The organism is Cellulomonas sp. plas2 (genome assembly GCF_057221735.1).
Window position 1 is genome coordinate 2,701,490 of sequence record NZ_CM170155.1, and the last position, 15,834, is coordinate 2,717,323.

The following is a 15,834-nucleotide window of genomic DNA, read 5'->3' on the forward strand; positions in this document are numbered from 1 at the left end:
TCCGGCCGACGGGCGAACCGGGGCGGGGCCCGCGGACGGCACGCCGCTCACAGGACCGTGTACCCGGCGGGCAGCGGCCGACGCCCCGTCGCGGCGAGCAGCAGGGGTGCGGCGCGCCCCGTCGCGGCGGCCGCCTGCCCGACGAGGGTCAGCGCGTGCGCGGCCGGCAGCGGTGGCACGTCCGCGTCCACCCCGAGCGCCGCCGCGAGGTCGGCCGTGTGCACGACGAGCTCGAACGTCCGCGTCGGCAGGTAGTCGGCGAGCCGCATCCCGCCGGCGACCGTCGTGAGCAGCTCCGACCCGTCGCAGGCCGCGATCAGCGGCACCACCCGCGCCGCGACCGCCGCCACCTCCGCGGCCGGATCCGCACCCAGGGCCGCCCCCGCCGCGCGCCCGCGCTCGCTCACGGCCGGCCCGGCCGCGATCGCGCTCGTCGCCACGAGGTACTCGGCCGCGGAGTCCACCTCGACGGCCGGCGCGGGGGCGGCCAGGTAGGCCTCGACCGTCAGCAGCGAGCGGCTCGTGTGCCCGACGAGGGCGCGCACGTCCCACTCCCCCAGCCCGGGCGACTCCCAGCGACCGCCGACGCGCCCGACCACCGCGACGAACCAGGCCGCCGCCTGCGCGAACGCCTCCTTCTCGGCGGCGAACCCGCCCACCGGAGGGTCCGTCGACACGGCCGGCGCAGCCGTGCCGCCGTCGGGCTGCGGCGTCGGCGAGGTCCTCACGTCGGCACCGTACCGGCCGGCGCCGGCCCGTACGCGGTCCCCGGGGTACGCGGCGACGCCTACGGTGGTGCTGCCCGTCGCGCCGACCCCGGAGGTCCCCCGTGCAGCTCACGCTCCCCCTCACCGAGGCCCTCGCCGTCGCGCGCGGATCCGGCCGGGTGCCGCCGTTCGTCGTCGACCTCGCGCCCACGGCGGACGGCGTCGCGGTCCGCGTCGACCTCAGCCGCATGCCGGAGGCGTCGTCGGCGCTGCGGTGGGCGGCGGCGCTCGCGGGGCCGGTCGACGTGGTGGTCCGCTACACCGGGCTCGTCGACGGCACGGCGACCTTCGCGGTGACGTCGCGCGCACGGGCCGTCCCGCTGCACGTGCTCGTCAACTCGCTGACCAGCACCGCGACGAGCGTGCTGCGCCAGCGGGGGCTCGGCGACCTCGTCGAGGTCCGGCGGGGCGAGGAGGAGCCCGTCGTCGCGGTGCGGGTCCAGCACGCGATCGACCAGCGCGCCCCGGGCGCCCGTCTCACCGCCCTGGAGCTCCGCGACGGCGTCGCCCACCTGACCCTGGACATCACGGGCCTGCGGGTGTCCTGACCGCCGTCCGGGACCCGCACCCGACGCCCGCGTTCCCGCGCACGCCGCGTGCCGTCGCCCGCCAGGGGGTGGCGCGTCGGTGCGGCATACGCCATTGGCACCCGCCGATCACCGGCGTGTCGCGCCCGACACGCCAGGTAACACGACGCACGCCGCACCGACGCGCCACCCTGCGTCGACCGGGCCGGAGCGCGGCGCGGCGAACGGCCGCCTGACGCGGGGCTCCGGCCGCCGGACGAGCTCAGGCGACGCGCAGGACCCCCGAGTCCAGGGCCAGGCGCGTGTCGAGCGTGACGTACCCGTGCTCGTCGAACAGGACCGTCATGCGGTCCTCCTCGACGACGGTCACCGAGCCCGTGCCGAACTCGTCGTGCTCCACCTGCTGCCCCGGGTGCACCCGGGCGTCCTCCGTGACCTCCACCGAGGTCCCCCGGTCGCAGGAGTCGCAGCGGCCGCAGGGGTGCGGGTGCTCCTCGCCCAGCAGCTCGAGCAGCAGGCGCCGGCGGCAGTCCGTCGTGTCGGTGTAGGTGCGCACGAGCTCGACCCGCGAGCGCTCCAGCTCCGCGGCGCGCTCGTGGTGCTCGGCGACCGCCCGCAGCACCGCCTCGACCCCGCGCTCGTCCGTGCGCACGTAGCCGGCGCCCTCCGCCCGCGCCGCGTCGACCTGGAGCAGCACCGTCAGCGCCCGCCCCGCCGTGCGGTCGGTGAGACCCGACGCCTCCACGAGCCCCGGCCGGTCCACCGGCTCCGCGTCCGCGGCCGGCAGCGCCTTCAGCACCGCACGCAGGGTCGCGGGCTTCGGGCCCGCCCCGCCGCGCAGGTAGTGGTTGAGCCCGTAGTCGTCGGGCCGGTGCACGACGATCGCCCGGGCCGGCTCCTCGTCGCGCCCCGCCCGGCCGACCTCCTGGTAGTAGGCGTCCAGCGACGGCGGCGGCCCGGCGTGCACGACCCAGCGGACGTCGAGCCGGTCGACCCCCATGCCGAACGCGCTCGTCGCGACGACGAGGTCCGCATCGCCGCCGAGGAAGGCGTCCTGGACCTCGGAGCGCCGCTTCGCGGACAGCCCCGCGTGGTAGACGAGCGCCGGCCGCCCCTCACGCTCGAGCACCTCCGCCAGCGCCTCGACGTGCGAGCGGGTGCGGGCGTAGACGATCCCGGCACCCTGCGACGCCAGCACCTCCTCCACGACGGCGCGGTCGCGGTCGTGGGCCTCCGCGGTCGGCCGGGCGCCGAGCCAGATGTTGGGGCGGTCCGCGTCGTGCACGAGCACGTACGGGTCGGACATGCCCAGGCGCTCGCTGATCTCCTCGCGCACGCGCGGCGACGCGGTCGCCGTCAGCGCCAGCACCCGTGGCGACCCCATGCGCTGCACCGCCGGAGCGAGCAGCAAGTAGTCCGGCCGGAAGTCGTGCCCCCACTCCGACAGGCAGTGCGCCTCGTCGACGACGACGAGGCCCACGTCGGCGCCCTCGAGCACCTCGAGGACCCGTTCCTTCTGGAGCTGCTCGGGTGCCAGGAGCACGACGTCCAGCTCGCCCGCCGCCGCCGCGGCCAGCGCGTCCTTCTGCTGGCGCGGGGTGAGCGCCGAGCTGACCGAGGCCGCCCGCAGCCCCGCCTCCTCCAGCGCCCGGACCTGGTCGCGCTGCAGGGCCACCAGCGGGGACACCACGACGGTCAGCCGTCCCGCGACGAGGGTCGCGACCGCGTAGACCGCCGTCTTGCCCGCGCCCGACCGGGCGACGAGGAGCGTGTCGCGGTCCGCGATCGACGCGAGGGCGTCCTCCTGGGCGTCCCGCAGGTGCGCGTCCGGCCCGAGGACCTGCGCGACGGCGGAGGCCACGTCGTGGCGCGCGCCGCGGGAGGCGGCCGGCGGGACGGCGTGGTCCGTGACGTCCGGGGCGTCGGTCACCTCGGACGCAGGGGTCGGCGGGGTCATGGCTCTCCTGACGGTGCCCGACGGCGGCGGGGCCGGCGGCACGACCGGACCACCCGGGACGGCGGTGGGGGGCTCCGCCGTTCTCTGGGCGGTCGACCGACGCTACGACGGCGCTCCCGGAGGCGCACGGGCAGCCCCGGACGCACGCTCAGCGGCCCGGGTCGGGCAGGGGCTACGGTGCGCGCGTGCCCGCACCCGTCACGCCCGATCCCGTCCGCCGCGGCCAGGAGTCCGTCTGGGACTACCCCCGCCCACCGCGCGTCGAGGAGTGCCGCCGGCTGCTGACCGTCGAGCTCGGCGGCGTCGTCGTCGCGCGCACCGACCGGTCCTGGCGCGTGCTGGAGACGAGCCACCCGCCGACGTACTACCTGCCCGTCGAGGCGTTCGTCCCCGGCGCGCTGCGCGACGCGCCCGGCTCGTCCGTGTGCGAGTGGAAGGGCCGCGCGCGCTACCACGACGTGGTCGGCGGCGGCCTCGTCGCCGAGCGGGCCGCCTGGTCCTACCCCGAGCCCAGCCCCGGCTTCGAGGTCGTCGCCGGCGCGGTGGCGGTGATGGCCGGGCAGGTCGACCGCTGCACCGTCGACGGCGAGACGGTCGTGCCGCAGCCGGGCGGGTTCTACGGCGGGTGGATCACCTCGGACGTCGTCGGTCCGTTCAAGGGCGTGCCGGGCTCCTGGGGCTGGTGACCGCGGCCGCCGCGGCGCCCGGCGGCTGTCAGCGCGCGAGCTGCGCGGTCACCTCGGCCGGATCCGTCGTGGGGCGGTCGCAGACGAAGCCCCGGCACACGTAGGCGGCGGGCCGGCCGTCCAGGAGCGGCCGGTCGGCGAGCAGCGGGACGGCGGGCGCCGCGTCGGCGCCGTCGCCGCCGTCCCCCCACGCCAGCACGACACCCGGCGCCCGCGCGGCCCGTGCCGCGGCGAGCAGCGCGCGCGTGGCGGGGTCGTCGGGCGGACCGACGACGGCCACCTCGCGCGGCCCGTCGACGAGCGCCTCCGTCACCGCCAGCGCCCAACCGGCCGCGCGCGGGTGGCGCTCGGCCAGCAGCAGCGGCTCGACGAGGGCCCGCTCGGCGGCGACCCGGTGGGTCGTGGACCCCGTCAGCGCGGCCAGGGTCAGCAGCGCCCCGGCCGCGGCCGCCTGCCCGGACGGCGTCGGCCCGTCGGCGACCTCGCGCGGTCGGCGGATCGTCGCCAGCACCGGGTCGGTCGCGTCGTCGCCCGTGTCGTGGAACCCGCCCGCGCCGTCGGCGAACCGGGTGAGCACCGCGTCGAGCAGGTCGCCCGCCGCGCCCACCCACCGCGCCTCCCCGGTGGCCGCGTGCAGCGCCAGCAGGCCCTCGGCCAGGTCGGCGTAGTCCTCGAGCACCCCGGGCGCACCGCCGACGACCCCGTCGCGCGACGCGCGGGCCAGGCGCACGCCGCGCCCGTCGTCGCCGGGCGTCACGTGCAGCCGCAGCAGCAGGTCCGCCGCCGCCCGCGCCGCGTCCACCCAGTCCGGGCGCCCGAGCAGCGCCCCCGCGTCCGCCAGCCCGGCGACCGCGAGCCCGTTCCAGGCGGCGACGACCTTGTCGTCCCGCGCCGGGCGCGCCCGGCCGGCCCGCACCTCCAGCAGGCGCGCCCGCACCCGGTCCCAGCGCGCGGCGTCGTCGGGTCCGGCGGGCTCGTCGGGCAGCTGGAGCACCGAGGCCCCGTGCTCGAACGTCCCCTCCGCCGTCACGACGAGCAGGTCCGCCGCCCACGCCGCGTCCGTCTCGCCCAGCGCCCCGACGAGGTCGGCGCGCGACCAGGCGTAGAAGGCCCCCTCGTGCGGGTGGCCGTCGGGTCCGGGGCTGTCCGCGTCGAGCGACGCCGCGAACCCGCCCTCGGGCGTGCGCAGCTCGGCCAGCAGGAAGTCGGCCGTCCGCTCGACGGTCCGCCGCCACAGCGGGTCCCCCGTCAGCCGCCACGCGTCCGCGTACACGCGCAGCAGGAGCGCGTTGTCGGACAGCATCTTCTCGAAGTGCGGCACCACCCAGGCGGCGTCGACGGAGTACCGCGCGAAGCCGCCGCCGAGCTGGTCGTGGATCCCCCCGCGCGCCATGGCCCGCAGCGTCCCCTCCGCCAGCCGCAGCGCCTCGTCGTCGCCGGTGCGGCCGTGGTGCCGCAGCAGCCATGCGAGCAGCATCGCCGGCGGGAACTTCGGCGCCCCGCCGAACCCGCCGTGCGCCTCGTCGTACGTGCGGGCGGCGTCCCCGACGAGGGGCGCCAGCCCCTCGGGCGCCAGCGCGGTCCCCGGTGGCACGACGAGCGGCTCCGGCGCGGCGAGGGCGTCCCGCACGCGCCCGGCCTGCGCGACGACGTCGTCGCGCCGCTCCGCCCAGGTGGCCGCGACGGCCGCGAGCACCTGCGGGAAGGACGCCATGCCCTGCACGGGCACCGGCGGCAGGTAGGTGCCGCACCAGAAGGGCACCCCGTCGGGCGTGGTGAGCACTGTCATGGGCCACCCGCCCTGGCCCGTCATCGCCTGCGTGGCGCTCATGTACACCGCGTCGACGTCCGGCCGCTCCTCGCGGTCGACCTTGACGTTGACGAAGTGCTCGTTCATGAAGGCCGCGGTCCGCCCGTCCTCGAACGACTCGTGCGCCATGACGTGGCACCAGTGGCAGGCGGCGTACCCGACGGAGACGAGGACCGGCACGTCGCGTCGCCGCGCCTCGGCGAAGGCCTCGTCGCCCCACTCCCACCAGTCGACCGGGTTGTCGGCGTGCTGCAGCAGGTACGGGCTGGTGCTCGCGGCCAGGCGGTTGGGCATGCCCCCAGCGTCACCCGGTCGGAGGACGGGGGCGACCGGACGCGGGTGACGTCGGGCGGTCCCGTGCACCTGCGGCCGGGTCCGCCGATAGGACCGGCATGGGCATGGCGGCGGCCTGGGGGCCGGGGTGGACGACGTTCTGGCGACGCCACACCCGGATGGGCGTGGCCCTGACGTTCCTCGTCGCCGCCGGCGTCGGCCTGCGCTCGCTCGCCCGGCCCGAGACGGTCGACGCCGCCCAGCTCGCGGTGCTGGTGGTCGTCCCCGCCGCCACGTGCCTGGTGCTGCTCGTGCCCGTCGACCGGCTCGTGCAGCACCCCCGCGGCTGGGCCTTCTTCGTGTCCTGGGAGGTGGCCGGGATGCTGCTCGTCGGCTGGCTGGTGTGGCGGGACGGGGGGCTGGCCAGCCCGCTCGTGCTGTTCTGGTACGTGCTGCTCACGCACGCCGTCTCGGCGTACCCGCCCGTCTGGACCGCGCTGGCCGGGGCGCCCGTGCTGGCGGTGCACGCCGCGCTGCTCGTCGGCGCGTCCCCCGCCGGGCGGCTGCACGGGCTGGAGCACCTCCTGGCCGCGGCGGGGGCGGTCGGGGTGGCGGTGTGGGCCTCGCGCAACCGCTACGCCTACCTGCGCCGCGTGGCCGACCAGGCGCAGCGCGACGACCTGACGGGCTGCGCGAACCGCCGCACGTTCCACGAGCGGCTCGCCGTCGAGCAGGGACGCACCGACCCGGACCGTCCGCTGGGGGTCGTCCTGCTGGACCTCGACCACTTCAAGGCGGTCAACGACGGTCACGGCCACGCCGCCGGCGACGCCGTGCTGATGACCGTCGGGCGCACGCTCGTGCGGGTCGCCGCGGACGACGGCGGGCCGTCGGGACGCGTGGCCGGGCGGCTCGGCGGCGACGAGTTCGGGCTCGTCCTGCCCGGGGCGGACGCCGGCACCACCGCCCGGACCGCGGAGGCGCTGGCCGCGGCCCTCGCGGACGCCCTGGCGCCCACCGGGGTGACCGCGAGCATCGGCACGGCGACGGCCCGCACCCAGGCCGAGGCGACGCGGCTCCTCGCCGACGCCGACGCGGCGCTGTACCGCGCCAAGCACGCCGGGCGGAACCGGGTCGTCCCGCACGGCGCCTGACGCCGGGACCCGCCGCTACCCTGTGCCGGTGCTCGAGGTCATCGGCTGGCTGGGGACCGTCCTCGTCGTGGCGTCCCTGACGGTCGCGGGCGTGTGGCGGTTCCGCGTGATGAACCTCGTCGGCGCGGTCCTGGCCACGGTCTACAACGCGGCGATCGGCGTCTGGCCCGTCGTCGCCATGAACGGGGCGATCGCGCTCATCGACGTCTACTGGCTCGTGCGCCTCCAGCGGGAGCGGCACGACGCCGCCGCGTACGAGGTCCTCGACGTGGACGCCGACGACGCCTGGCTCACCCACCTGCTGCACGTGCACGGGGACGACGTGCGCCGGTTCCACCCCGGCGTGGACCTGGCCCCGGCCCCCGGCCGCTCGGCGCACCTCGTCGTGCGGGGCGACGAGACCGTCGGCGTCGTGCTGGTCCGGGACGTCGGGGGCGGCACCGGGCTCATCGAGGTCGACTACGTGACGCCGCGGTTCCGCGACTTCACCCCGGGCGAGTTCGTGTACCGGCGCTCGGGGCTCTTCGTCGAGCGCGGCCTGCGCCGGCTCGAGGTGCACGCCGTCCCCCATGCGGGCACCGCGTACCTGCAGCGCATGGGCTTCCGACCCACCGGCTCGGGCGGCTGGGAGCGGGCCGTGGACACCGCGGCCGCCTGAGAGGCCGTCGTCCGGGACCGGACGGACGCGGTGACGTCCACGCCCCGGGGCCGCTAGCGTCTCCCCGGCTCCGACGGGTGAGCCACGGAGCGCCCCGACGGGCGGTGGACGGGGTGCGGGTGCACGGGCACGACGAGGGCGACGGGTCCCTGCTGCAGACCATGGCCGTGGGCTACCTGTCGGTCGACCGCCGCTGGCGCGTCACGGACGTGAACGACACGGTCGCGCAGCTCCTGGGCGTCCCGCGCGAGGAGATCCTCGGCACCGACCTGTGGACCCGGTTCCCGCACCTCGGGGGCACGGAGATCGCCCAGGTGTACCGGGACGTCATGCGCACCGGGACGGCGGCCGTCGTCGAGGGCTACTACCCCGAGCCCCTCGACGCCTGGTACGAGGTCCGGGTGCGGCCCGGTCCCGACGGGCTGTCCGGGTACTTCCTCGACATCACCGCACGGCGCCGGGCGGAGGAGGCGCGCGAGCGCGCCACCGCCCGCCTGGCCGGGATGGCGGAGGTCGCGCTGGGGCTGGCCGACGCCCGCGAGCTGGGCGACCTCCTGCGGACGGTCACCGAGCGGGGCCTGCCGGTGCTCGGCTGCGACGGCGGTGCCGTGGCCGTGCCCGACCCGGAGGACCCCGACGTCCTGCTCTCCTACGTCACGCAGAGCTACGGGGACGACGCGCAGGCGACGTACGGCCGGCTGGACCGCTCGGTGCGGCTGCCGGTGGCGGAGGCCGCCCGCACCGGCCACCGCGTGCTCGTCCGTGATCGCGCGGAGGCCGAGGCGTACTCGCCGGAGATGGCGCAGGTCGTCGACATCACGGGGTCGCAGGCCTTCGCCAGCATCCCGCTGCGCAGCGCCGGGCGCGTCCTCGGGGTGCTGACCGCGGGCTGGGTCGAGCGCCAGGAGTTCACGACCGGGCAGCTCGCGGTGCTCGAGGCGTTCGCGGCGCAGTGCGCCCAGGCGCTGGAGCGGCTCGCCTCGCTCGAGGCCGAGCGCGCGGCGGCCCGGCGCGTGGCGACGATGTCGGAGGGGCTGCAGCGCTCGCTGCTCGCGGACCTGCCCGTCAGCGCCGGCCTCGAGCTGGTGGCCCGCTACGTCCCGGCGGCCGACGAGGCGCAGGTCGGCGGCGACTGGTACGACGCGTTCCACGTGCGCGACGGGTCCACGTGCCTCGTCATCGGGGACGTCGCCGGGCACGACCACCGTGCCGCGATCGCGATGGCGCAGGTCCGCAACGTCCTGCGCGGCGTCGCGCACGCCGTCGTCGAGCCGCCGGCGGCGATCCTGCAGGCGGTGGACTGGGCGCTGCACGACCTGGAGGTCGGCACCTTCGTCACGGCGCTGCTGGCCAAGCTCGACCCGCTGACAGGCGACGAGGACCCGGTCCCCGGCCCCGCCGGGTCCCGTCGGCTGCGCTGGACCAACGCGGGGCACCCCGCGCCGGTGCTGGTCGCGCCCGACGGGTCCGTCGAGGTGCTCGACCCGACGACCGACCTCCTGCTCGGCGTCGACCACCACGCACCGCGCCGGGACCTGTCCGTGGTGCTGCCGCCGGGCTCGACGCTCCTGCTGCACACGGACGGCCTCGTCGAGCGACGCGGCGAGAGCCTGGCTACGGGCACCGAGCGGCTGCGCCGCACGGTCGCGGAGGTCGCGCACCTGCCGCTGGCCGCGCTGTGCGACGCCGTCGTCGAGCGGCTGGCGCAGGGGCACGAGGACGACGTGGCCCTCCTCGCCGTGCGGGTGACGCCCGCCCCCTGAGCGCGACGGACGCCGTGACGCGCGGGGCGCGGCGCGCCCGCGGCGCCGTCAGGAGGTCGGCAGGTGCTGGCGCTCGGGCGAGCCGGCGCCCGCGGGGGCCGCCCAGACGCTGTCCGGCAGCTCGCGCGGCAGGTCGAGGTTGGCGTCCGTGCGGAACACGGGGTCCAGGCCCGCCCGGCGCTGGCGCTCGAAGTCGCGCAGCGCCCCCAGCGCCCACGGGGCCAGCAGCACGAGGGCGACGAGGTTCACCAGCGCCATCAGGCCCATGGCCACGTCCGCCAGCGCCCACACGGCCACGAGGTCCGCCACCGCCCCGAACCCGACGCAGGCGACCACGACGACCCGGAACACGGTGAGCACCGCCGGCCGCGCCCGCAGGAAGCCCATGTTCACCTCGGCGTAGGAGTAGTTGCCGAGCACCGAGGAGAACGCGAAGACGAACACGAGCACCGTCATGACCGGCGTGAACACCGACCCGAGCTGGTCCACGACGGCGGCCTGCGTGAGCGAGGCCCCCTCGGTGGTCTCCCCCGGCACGTACACGCCCGACCCGGCGAACAGGATGATGAAGGCGGTCGCGGAGCACACGACGATCGTGTCGACGAACACCCCGAGCGACTGGATGAGGCCCTGCTTGACGGGGTGGGTGGTGGTCGCCGTCGCGGCGGCGTTGGGCGCGCTGCCCATGCCGGCCTCGTTGGAGAACAGGCCGCGCCGGGCGCCGTTGAGCAGCGCGGCCGCCACGCCCCCGGTGATGCCCGCGGCCGCCTCGCCCACCCCGAACGCGGACTGCACGATCGTGCCGAGCACGCTGCCCACCGCCGTGACGTTCATGGCGATGATGACGAGGGCGAGCAGGACGTAGGCCAGGGCCATCGCGGGCAGGAGGACCTCGGCGACGCGGGCGATGCGTCGGACCCCGCCGAAGACCACGGGCGCGGTCAGCACCATGAGCCCCAGCGCGGACAGCGCGGGTGCCACCCCGTGCCCGCCGTCCAGCACGTCGGCGATCGTGTTGGCCTGGACCATGTTGAACGCGATGCCGAAGGTGAAGATGAGCAGGACCGCGAAGAGGATGCCGCCGCGCCGGGAGCGCAGCCCGCGCTCGATGTAGAAGGCCGGCCCGCCGCGGAAGCTGCCGTCGCCGGCCGGCACCTTGAAGATCTGCGCCAGCGTCGCCTCCACCAGCGCCGTCGCCATGCCGACGAGCGCCACGACCCACATCCAGAAGATGGCGCCCGGTCCGCCCAGCGTCAGCGCGATCGCCACCCCGGCGATGTTGCCCGTCCCCACGCGGGAGGCGAGCCCGACGCAGAAGGCCTGGAACGACGAGATGCCGTCGGCGGAGCCGGACCGCGACGAGGCGACCTCCCGCATCATCGTGCCGAACATGCGCACCTGCACGAACCGCGTCCGCACGCCGAGGTAGAGCCCGACGCCCAGCAGCACGTACACGAGCACGTACGTCCACAGGACGGTCGAGACCGGGTCGATCAGGGTCTGCTGGATCCAGTCCATGCCGTCCTCCGGGGGGCTGTGCCGGCCTGCGTGTTCGCACAGTGTTCACCTAGGAGGGGGACGGGGGCACGCCGGGGCGGCGGGCGGCGCCCGGCGTGCCTCGACCCGGCGCGCTCAGCCGACGCGGAACCGCTCGACGAGCTCGTCCATGAGCCGGTCGTGGTGCGGGTCGACCGTGCGACGGGAGGCGTCCTCGTCGTGCCACGCGACGATCTCCCGCGCCCCCTGCTCGAAGGGGATCGTCGCGACGTAGTCCGGCACGAGCGAGCGGACCTTGCTGTTGTCGAACACGCTCGAGTGCGTCTTGTCGCCCAGGAGCGAGGCGCCCCACTGCTCGTCGACCGCGGCGATGGCGTCGGACGGCACGTGCACGATCCGCGCCTCGGTCCCCGCGGCCCGCGCCAGCGCCTGCGCGATCTGGTCCCAGGTGAGCACGTCGTCGGAGGTGAGGTGGAAGGCCTCGCCGATCGTCCTCGGGTGCCCCAGCAGCGGCACGAAGCCCTTCGCGAAGTCCTCGTGGTGCGTCAGCGTCCACAGGCTCGACCCGTCGCCGTGCACGACGACCTCCTTGCCGGCGCGCATCCGCTCGACGAACGTCCAGCCCGCGTCGAAGGGCACGGACGTGCGGTCGTAGGTGTGGGAGGGCCGCACGATCGTCACCGGTGCCCCGCGATCACGGTAGGCGGCGACGAGCAGGTCCTCGCACGCGATCTTGTCCCGGCTGTACTGCCAGTGCGGGTTGCGCAGCGGCGTCGACTCCAGGATCGGCAGCCGCGCGGCGGGCGTCTGGTACGCCGACGCCGAGCTGATGAACACGTACTGGCCGGTCCGGTGCTCGAACAGGTCGAGCCCCGTGCGGACGTGCTCGGGGGTGAAGGCGACCCAGTCGACGACCGCGTCGAACTCGCGGTCGCCGAGCGCCGCGCGGACGGACCCGGGGTCGCGGACGTCGGCGACGAGCTGCTCCACCCCCTCGGGCACGGGCCGCCGGCCGGTGCCGCGGTTGAGGAGCGTCAGCTCGATCCCCCGCTCCACGGCGAGACGGGTGCTGGCGGAGCTGATGGTGCCGCTCCCGCCGACGAACAGGACGCGCAGTGCCGACACGGGTGGTCTCCCTCGGTGCAGTGGTGCCGGACGCCCGGCCGGGCACCCGCGCGCGACCACCCTCGTCTCACGCGACGCGGACCGCCACCTCGTGCCAGCCCGTGGCGCCGTCGGGCACCGCGCCGACCCGGTCCCCGGTCTGCGGCCCGTCCGGGTCGGAGGCGCGGACCCGCAGGAGGTGGTCGCCCGGGGCGGCGTGCCACGCGAAGGACCACTGGCGCCACGTGTCGACGGAGATCTCGCCCGCGAGGGTGGCTGGCTGCCACGGCCCGTCGTCCACCTGCACCTCGACGCCCGTGATGCCGCGGTGCTGCGCCCAGGCCGTGCCGCCGACGGCGACCGTCCCGGCCGGCAGCGTCGCCCCCTGCCGCGGCACCTCGATCCGCGAGGCCGTCTTGACCGGCCCGCGCTCGGACCAGCCGCGCTGGGTCCAGTAGGCGGAGCGCTCCGCGAACCGCGTCACCTCGAGGTCGACGACCCACTTCGTCGCGGAGACGTACCCGTACAGCCCCGGCACGACCATGCGCACCGGGAAGCCGTGCGCCGGCGGCAGGGGCTCGCCGTTCATCCCGACGGCCAGGAGGGCGTCGCGGTCGTCGGTCAGCGCCTCGAGCGGCGTCGACGCGGTGAACCCGTCGGAGCTGGTGGACAGGACCATGTCGGCGCCCGGCAGCGGCCGCGCGCGGGCCAGCACCTCGCGGACCGGCAGCCCGAGCCAGCGCGCGTTGCCGGCCAGGTCCCCGCCGACCGTGTTCGACACGCAGGTCAGCGTCACCCACGCCTCGACGAGCTCGGAGGCCAGCAGCTCGTCCCACGTGAGCCGCACCTCCTGCTCGACGAGCCCGTGCACCCGCAGCTCCCACCCGGCGGGGTCGACGTCGGGCACGACGAAGGCGGTGTCGATCCGGTAGAAGGTCTCGTTCGGCGTCACGACCGGGACCACCCCGTCGACCGGTGCCGCCGCCTCCGGCGGCAGCGCGACCGCGGCCTGGGCCGGGGCAGGGAGGCGGACGAGGGCCCGCGCCGCGGCCGCCCCGCCGCGGGCGGCTCCCGCCCCCACGCCGCCCAGGGCGGTGATCGCCGCGAGCCCGCCGACGACGAGCGCGCCGCCGAGGAACGACCGCCGGTCGACGCCCCCGGCACCCGGGCGGCCCGCGGAGGTCCGCCCGGTGGTGCCTGCGGGTGCCGCCGCGCGCGGGGCGAGCCGGCCCAGCGCCACGACACCCGCCGCCGCGCCGAGCAGCGCGGGCAGCGGCGCCAGCGGCCCGGCGTCCGCCCGCGTCGCGGCGGCCACCGCGCCCACGGCCCCGAGGGCGACGACGGCGAGGGTCCCGAGCCGCGGGCGCCGCACGGCGACGACCCCGACCAGCGCGGCGAGCACCGCCAGGACCAGCACCGCGCCGACGAGGAGTGCCGTCTTGTCGTGCACCCCGAACACCGCGATGGCGACGTCCTTCAGCCAGGCGGGGGTCAGGTCGATGAAGGCGTCGCCGACCGCGGACAGGGGCGCCGACGACGCGTCGGTCAGCCCGGCGAGGAGCTGCGCGACCCCGAGGGTCAGCGCCGCCGCGAGCACGCCCGCCAGCGCACCGCGCCACCGCTCGGCGCGGGACGGGTCCGCGGCGCGCCGTCCCCGGTCCGCGCCGGGACCGGCCGGCGGCGGCGACGCCGGGCCCCGGCGCTCGGGGAGGTCGTCGGCCACCCCCCGAGCGTGGACCACGCACGGGCGTCCGTCACCTGCCGGCGCGGGTCCCCCGGGTGGGAGGGCGCGGGCTACCTCTCAGGAGGGTCGCGCCACCCGCGGCGACGGCACGGCCGCCGCCCGCTCGGCGAGCCGGGAGCGCAGCCGGCTGGCCGGGGTCACGCGGTAGCGGGCCCGCAGCGCGTCGACGTCGAGGACCGGGGGCTCGGCGGGGAGCGGGAGGGCACGCGCCGGCTCGGCCGGACGGGTGACGGTGGGGGTCGTCATGCCCCCGCCATCGGCGGTCGTCGGTGCCGGTCCGAGGTCACGGCGGGGTGATCTCCATCACCCGCTCGGGTGGTCTTCCGCGTCCCACCCGTCCGGCGGGCGCGCGGCTCCGGACGATCGTGCGACGGGCCCGACCCCCGGGGCCCCTGGACGACGGAGTTCAGCATGCGCAAGCGTCTCGCCCTCCTGGCCGCCACCGGCGCGGTCCTCCTCCCCACCGCGGCGTTCGCCGCCGGCGGCACCTTCCACGCCGACCTCGCGCCGGTCCCGCACGACGCGGTGGCCGACCGCGGGTCCGACGTGGACGGCGAGGCCACGCTGTCGTTGCGCGGCACGCGCCTCACCATCGACCTGCACGCCACCGGCCTCACCCCCGGCGAGGCGCACGCCATGCACGTCCACGGCGAGCTCGCCGCGAGGAACGAGTGCCCGGACCCCGACGCCGATGCGGACGGCGACGGCCTCATCTCGCTGGAGGAGGCCGCGCCGTACTACGGCCCGATCGACGTCTCGCTGACGACCACCGGCGACACGAGCCCTGCCAGCGGCCTGGCCCTCGAGCGCTTCCCCGTCGCGGACGCGAACGGCGTCATCGACTACCACCGCACGGTGACGGTCCCCAAGGACGTCTCGAAGCGGCTCGGCGAGCTGCACCTGGTCCTGCACGGCGCCGACGTCGACGGCGACGGCACCTCGCAGACCACCCTCATGGAGGCGGTCCTCCCCGTCGCCTGCGGCGAGATCGACCGCGCCCAGGGCGGCGGCCACCGACACTGACGGCGCCGGTGCCCGGTGACCGGCCCCGCTCGGGCTTCCCGCCGAGCACGGGCGGGGCCGTCCTGCGCCGCGGGGAAAGGGCTGGACGGCACGCGCCAGGTCTGCCTACGGTCGGGCGTCGCGGCGGTGCCCCGGAGGTCACGGCCGCGCGACGGACGCAGCACGAGGAGCGAGCATGACGGGTGGACCCGCGGGGGGCGAGGTGGCCGTGACGGCCGCCTCGGGCGACCCCGGCAGCCGCGCCCGTCGTCGTCCCCGTCGCACGCACCGCCCCTGAGGGCGTCGCCCCGGCGACGACGGCGGTGCGGACCGACCTGTCCGTCCACCCACCGCCGCCGGAGGCTCCCCCGTGCATGCCCTCACCGAGCAGCAGGTCCGCGCCTGCTTCGTCAACGCCAGCCGTCGCGAGGCGGCGACCGCCACCCTGCCCGACCTGACGGCCCAGCGCTGGGACGCCCTGGACCTGCTGGGCTGGCGGGACCGGAAGGCGCCGCTGCTCGCCTACGTCGTCGTGCCCGTGGACGACGAGCCCGTCGGCGTCCTGCTGCGGGCCGCCGACCCCGGCACGGGCCGGGCCCGCCGCCGCGGTGTGTGCGCCTGGTGCGCCGACGTCGTGGCGACGGAGGACGTGTCGCTCTACGTCGCGAGGCGGGCCGGCGCCCCGGGCCGCCGCGGCGACACCGTCGGGACGCTCGTGTGCACCGACCTCGCGTGCTCGCGGCACGTGCGGCGCACGCCGCTGCTGTCCGAGGTCGGCACCGCCTCCGGGCCGGAGCTGCCCGCCGCGCGGACGGCCGTCGTCGCCCGCCGCACCGCCGGGCTGCGCGAGCGGTCCGCCCGGTTCGTCGAGGAGGTCCGCCGCACGGCGTGA

General features: G+C 77.1%; 14 protein-coding genes. 7 read left to right on the forward strand and 7 right to left on the reverse strand.

What is annotated here, in order from left to right:
• Positions 1–47: 47 nt before the first annotated feature.
• On the reverse strand, positions 48–728 hold the full coding sequence (locus AC2TDM_RS12150; protein WP_484634770.1) for a maleylpyruvate isomerase N-terminal domain-containing protein: 681 nt from the start codon (positions 726–728) through the stop codon (positions 48–50).
• 101 nt (positions 729–829) lie between these two features.
• On the opposite strand from AC2TDM_RS12150, the gene AC2TDM_RS12155 reads away from it, so the two are divergent.
• The gene (locus tag AC2TDM_RS12155; RefSeq protein WP_239078699.1) at positions 830–1,315 is read left to right on the forward strand and encodes a hypothetical protein; all 486 of its coding nucleotides are present in this window, start codon (positions 830–832) and stop codon (positions 1,313–1,315) included.
• A 241-nt stretch (positions 1,316–1,556) separates the two neighbouring features.
• Here AC2TDM_RS12155 and AC2TDM_RS12160 read toward each other — a convergent pair whose 3' ends face one another.
• Positions 1,557–3,251 (reverse strand): RecQ family ATP-dependent DNA helicase, encoded by a 1,695-nt coding sequence (locus AC2TDM_RS12160; protein WP_484634771.1) that lies wholly within the window; start codon positions 3,249–3,251, stop codon positions 1,557–1,559.
• Between the two features lie 185 nt (positions 3,252–3,436).
• Here AC2TDM_RS12160 and AC2TDM_RS12165 point away from each other — a divergent pair, with 185 nt between their 5' ends.
• Positions 3,437–3,937, forward strand: a complete 501-nt coding sequence (locus AC2TDM_RS12165; RefSeq protein WP_484634772.1) for a DUF427 domain-containing protein — start codon at positions 3,437–3,439, stop codon at positions 3,935–3,937.
• 28 nt (positions 3,938–3,965) lie between these two features.
• On the opposite strand, the gene AC2TDM_RS12170 is transcribed toward AC2TDM_RS12165, so the two are convergent.
• Positions 3,966–6,041, reverse strand: coding sequence for a thioredoxin domain-containing protein (locus AC2TDM_RS12170; RefSeq protein ID WP_484634773.1), 2,076 nt, complete (start codon positions 6,039–6,041; stop codon positions 3,966–3,968).
• A gap of 98 nt (positions 6,042–6,139) precedes the next feature.
• Here AC2TDM_RS12170 and AC2TDM_RS12175 point away from each other — a divergent pair, with 98 nt between their 5' ends.
• From AC2TDM_RS12175 to AC2TDM_RS12185, 3 genes are all read left to right on the forward strand, one after another.
• The gene (locus AC2TDM_RS12175) at positions 6,140–7,174 is read left to right on the forward strand and encodes a GGDEF domain-containing protein (RefSeq protein WP_484634774.1); all 1,035 of its coding nucleotides are present in this window, start codon (positions 6,140–6,142) and stop codon (positions 7,172–7,174) included.
• Positions 7,175–7,202: 28 nt separating this feature from the next.
• Positions 7,203–7,832: a hypothetical protein gene (locus AC2TDM_RS12180; RefSeq protein ID WP_484634775.1), complete on the forward strand. Its 630-nt coding sequence runs from the start codon at positions 7,203–7,205 to the stop codon at positions 7,830–7,832.
• A gap of 77 nt (positions 7,833–7,909) precedes the next feature.
• Positions 7,910–9,595, forward strand: a complete 1,686-nt coding sequence (locus tag AC2TDM_RS12185; protein WP_484634776.1) for a SpoIIE family protein phosphatase — start codon at positions 7,910–7,912, stop codon at positions 9,593–9,595.
• A 48-nt stretch (positions 9,596–9,643) separates the two neighbouring features.
• On the opposite strand, the gene AC2TDM_RS12190 is transcribed toward AC2TDM_RS12185, so the two are convergent.
• From AC2TDM_RS12190 to AC2TDM_RS12205, 4 genes are all read right to left on the reverse strand, one after another.
• Complete coding sequence (locus AC2TDM_RS12190; protein ID WP_484634777.1) at positions 9,644–11,113, reverse strand: alanine/glycine:cation symporter family protein; 1,470 nt, start codon at positions 11,111–11,113, stop codon at positions 9,644–9,646.
• A gap of 114 nt (positions 11,114–11,227) precedes the next feature.
• A complete protein-coding gene (locus AC2TDM_RS12195) occupies positions 11,228–12,217 on the reverse strand; it encodes an SDR family oxidoreductase (protein WP_484634778.1) in 990 nt (329 codons plus the stop codon).
• A 67-nt stretch (positions 12,218–12,284) separates the two neighbouring features.
• The gene (locus AC2TDM_RS12200) at positions 12,285–13,919 is read right to left on the reverse strand and encodes a molybdopterin-dependent oxidoreductase (RefSeq protein ID WP_090029831.1); all 1,635 of its coding nucleotides are present in this window, start codon (positions 13,917–13,919) and stop codon (positions 12,285–12,287) included.
• A 78-nt stretch (positions 13,920–13,997) separates the two neighbouring features.
• Complete coding sequence (locus tag AC2TDM_RS12205) at positions 13,998–14,186, reverse strand: hypothetical protein (protein ID WP_090029829.1); 189 nt, start codon at positions 14,184–14,186, stop codon at positions 13,998–14,000.
• A 165-nt stretch (positions 14,187–14,351) separates the two neighbouring features.
• On the opposite strand from AC2TDM_RS12205, the gene AC2TDM_RS12210 reads away from it, so the two are divergent.
• On the forward strand, positions 14,352–14,963 hold the full coding sequence (locus AC2TDM_RS12210) for a hypothetical protein (protein ID WP_484634779.1): 612 nt from the start codon (positions 14,352–14,354) through the stop codon (positions 14,961–14,963).
• 349 nt (positions 14,964–15,312) lie between these two features.
• A complete protein-coding gene (locus AC2TDM_RS12215; protein ID WP_484634780.1) occupies positions 15,313–15,834 on the forward strand; it encodes an FBP domain-containing protein in 522 nt (173 codons plus the stop codon).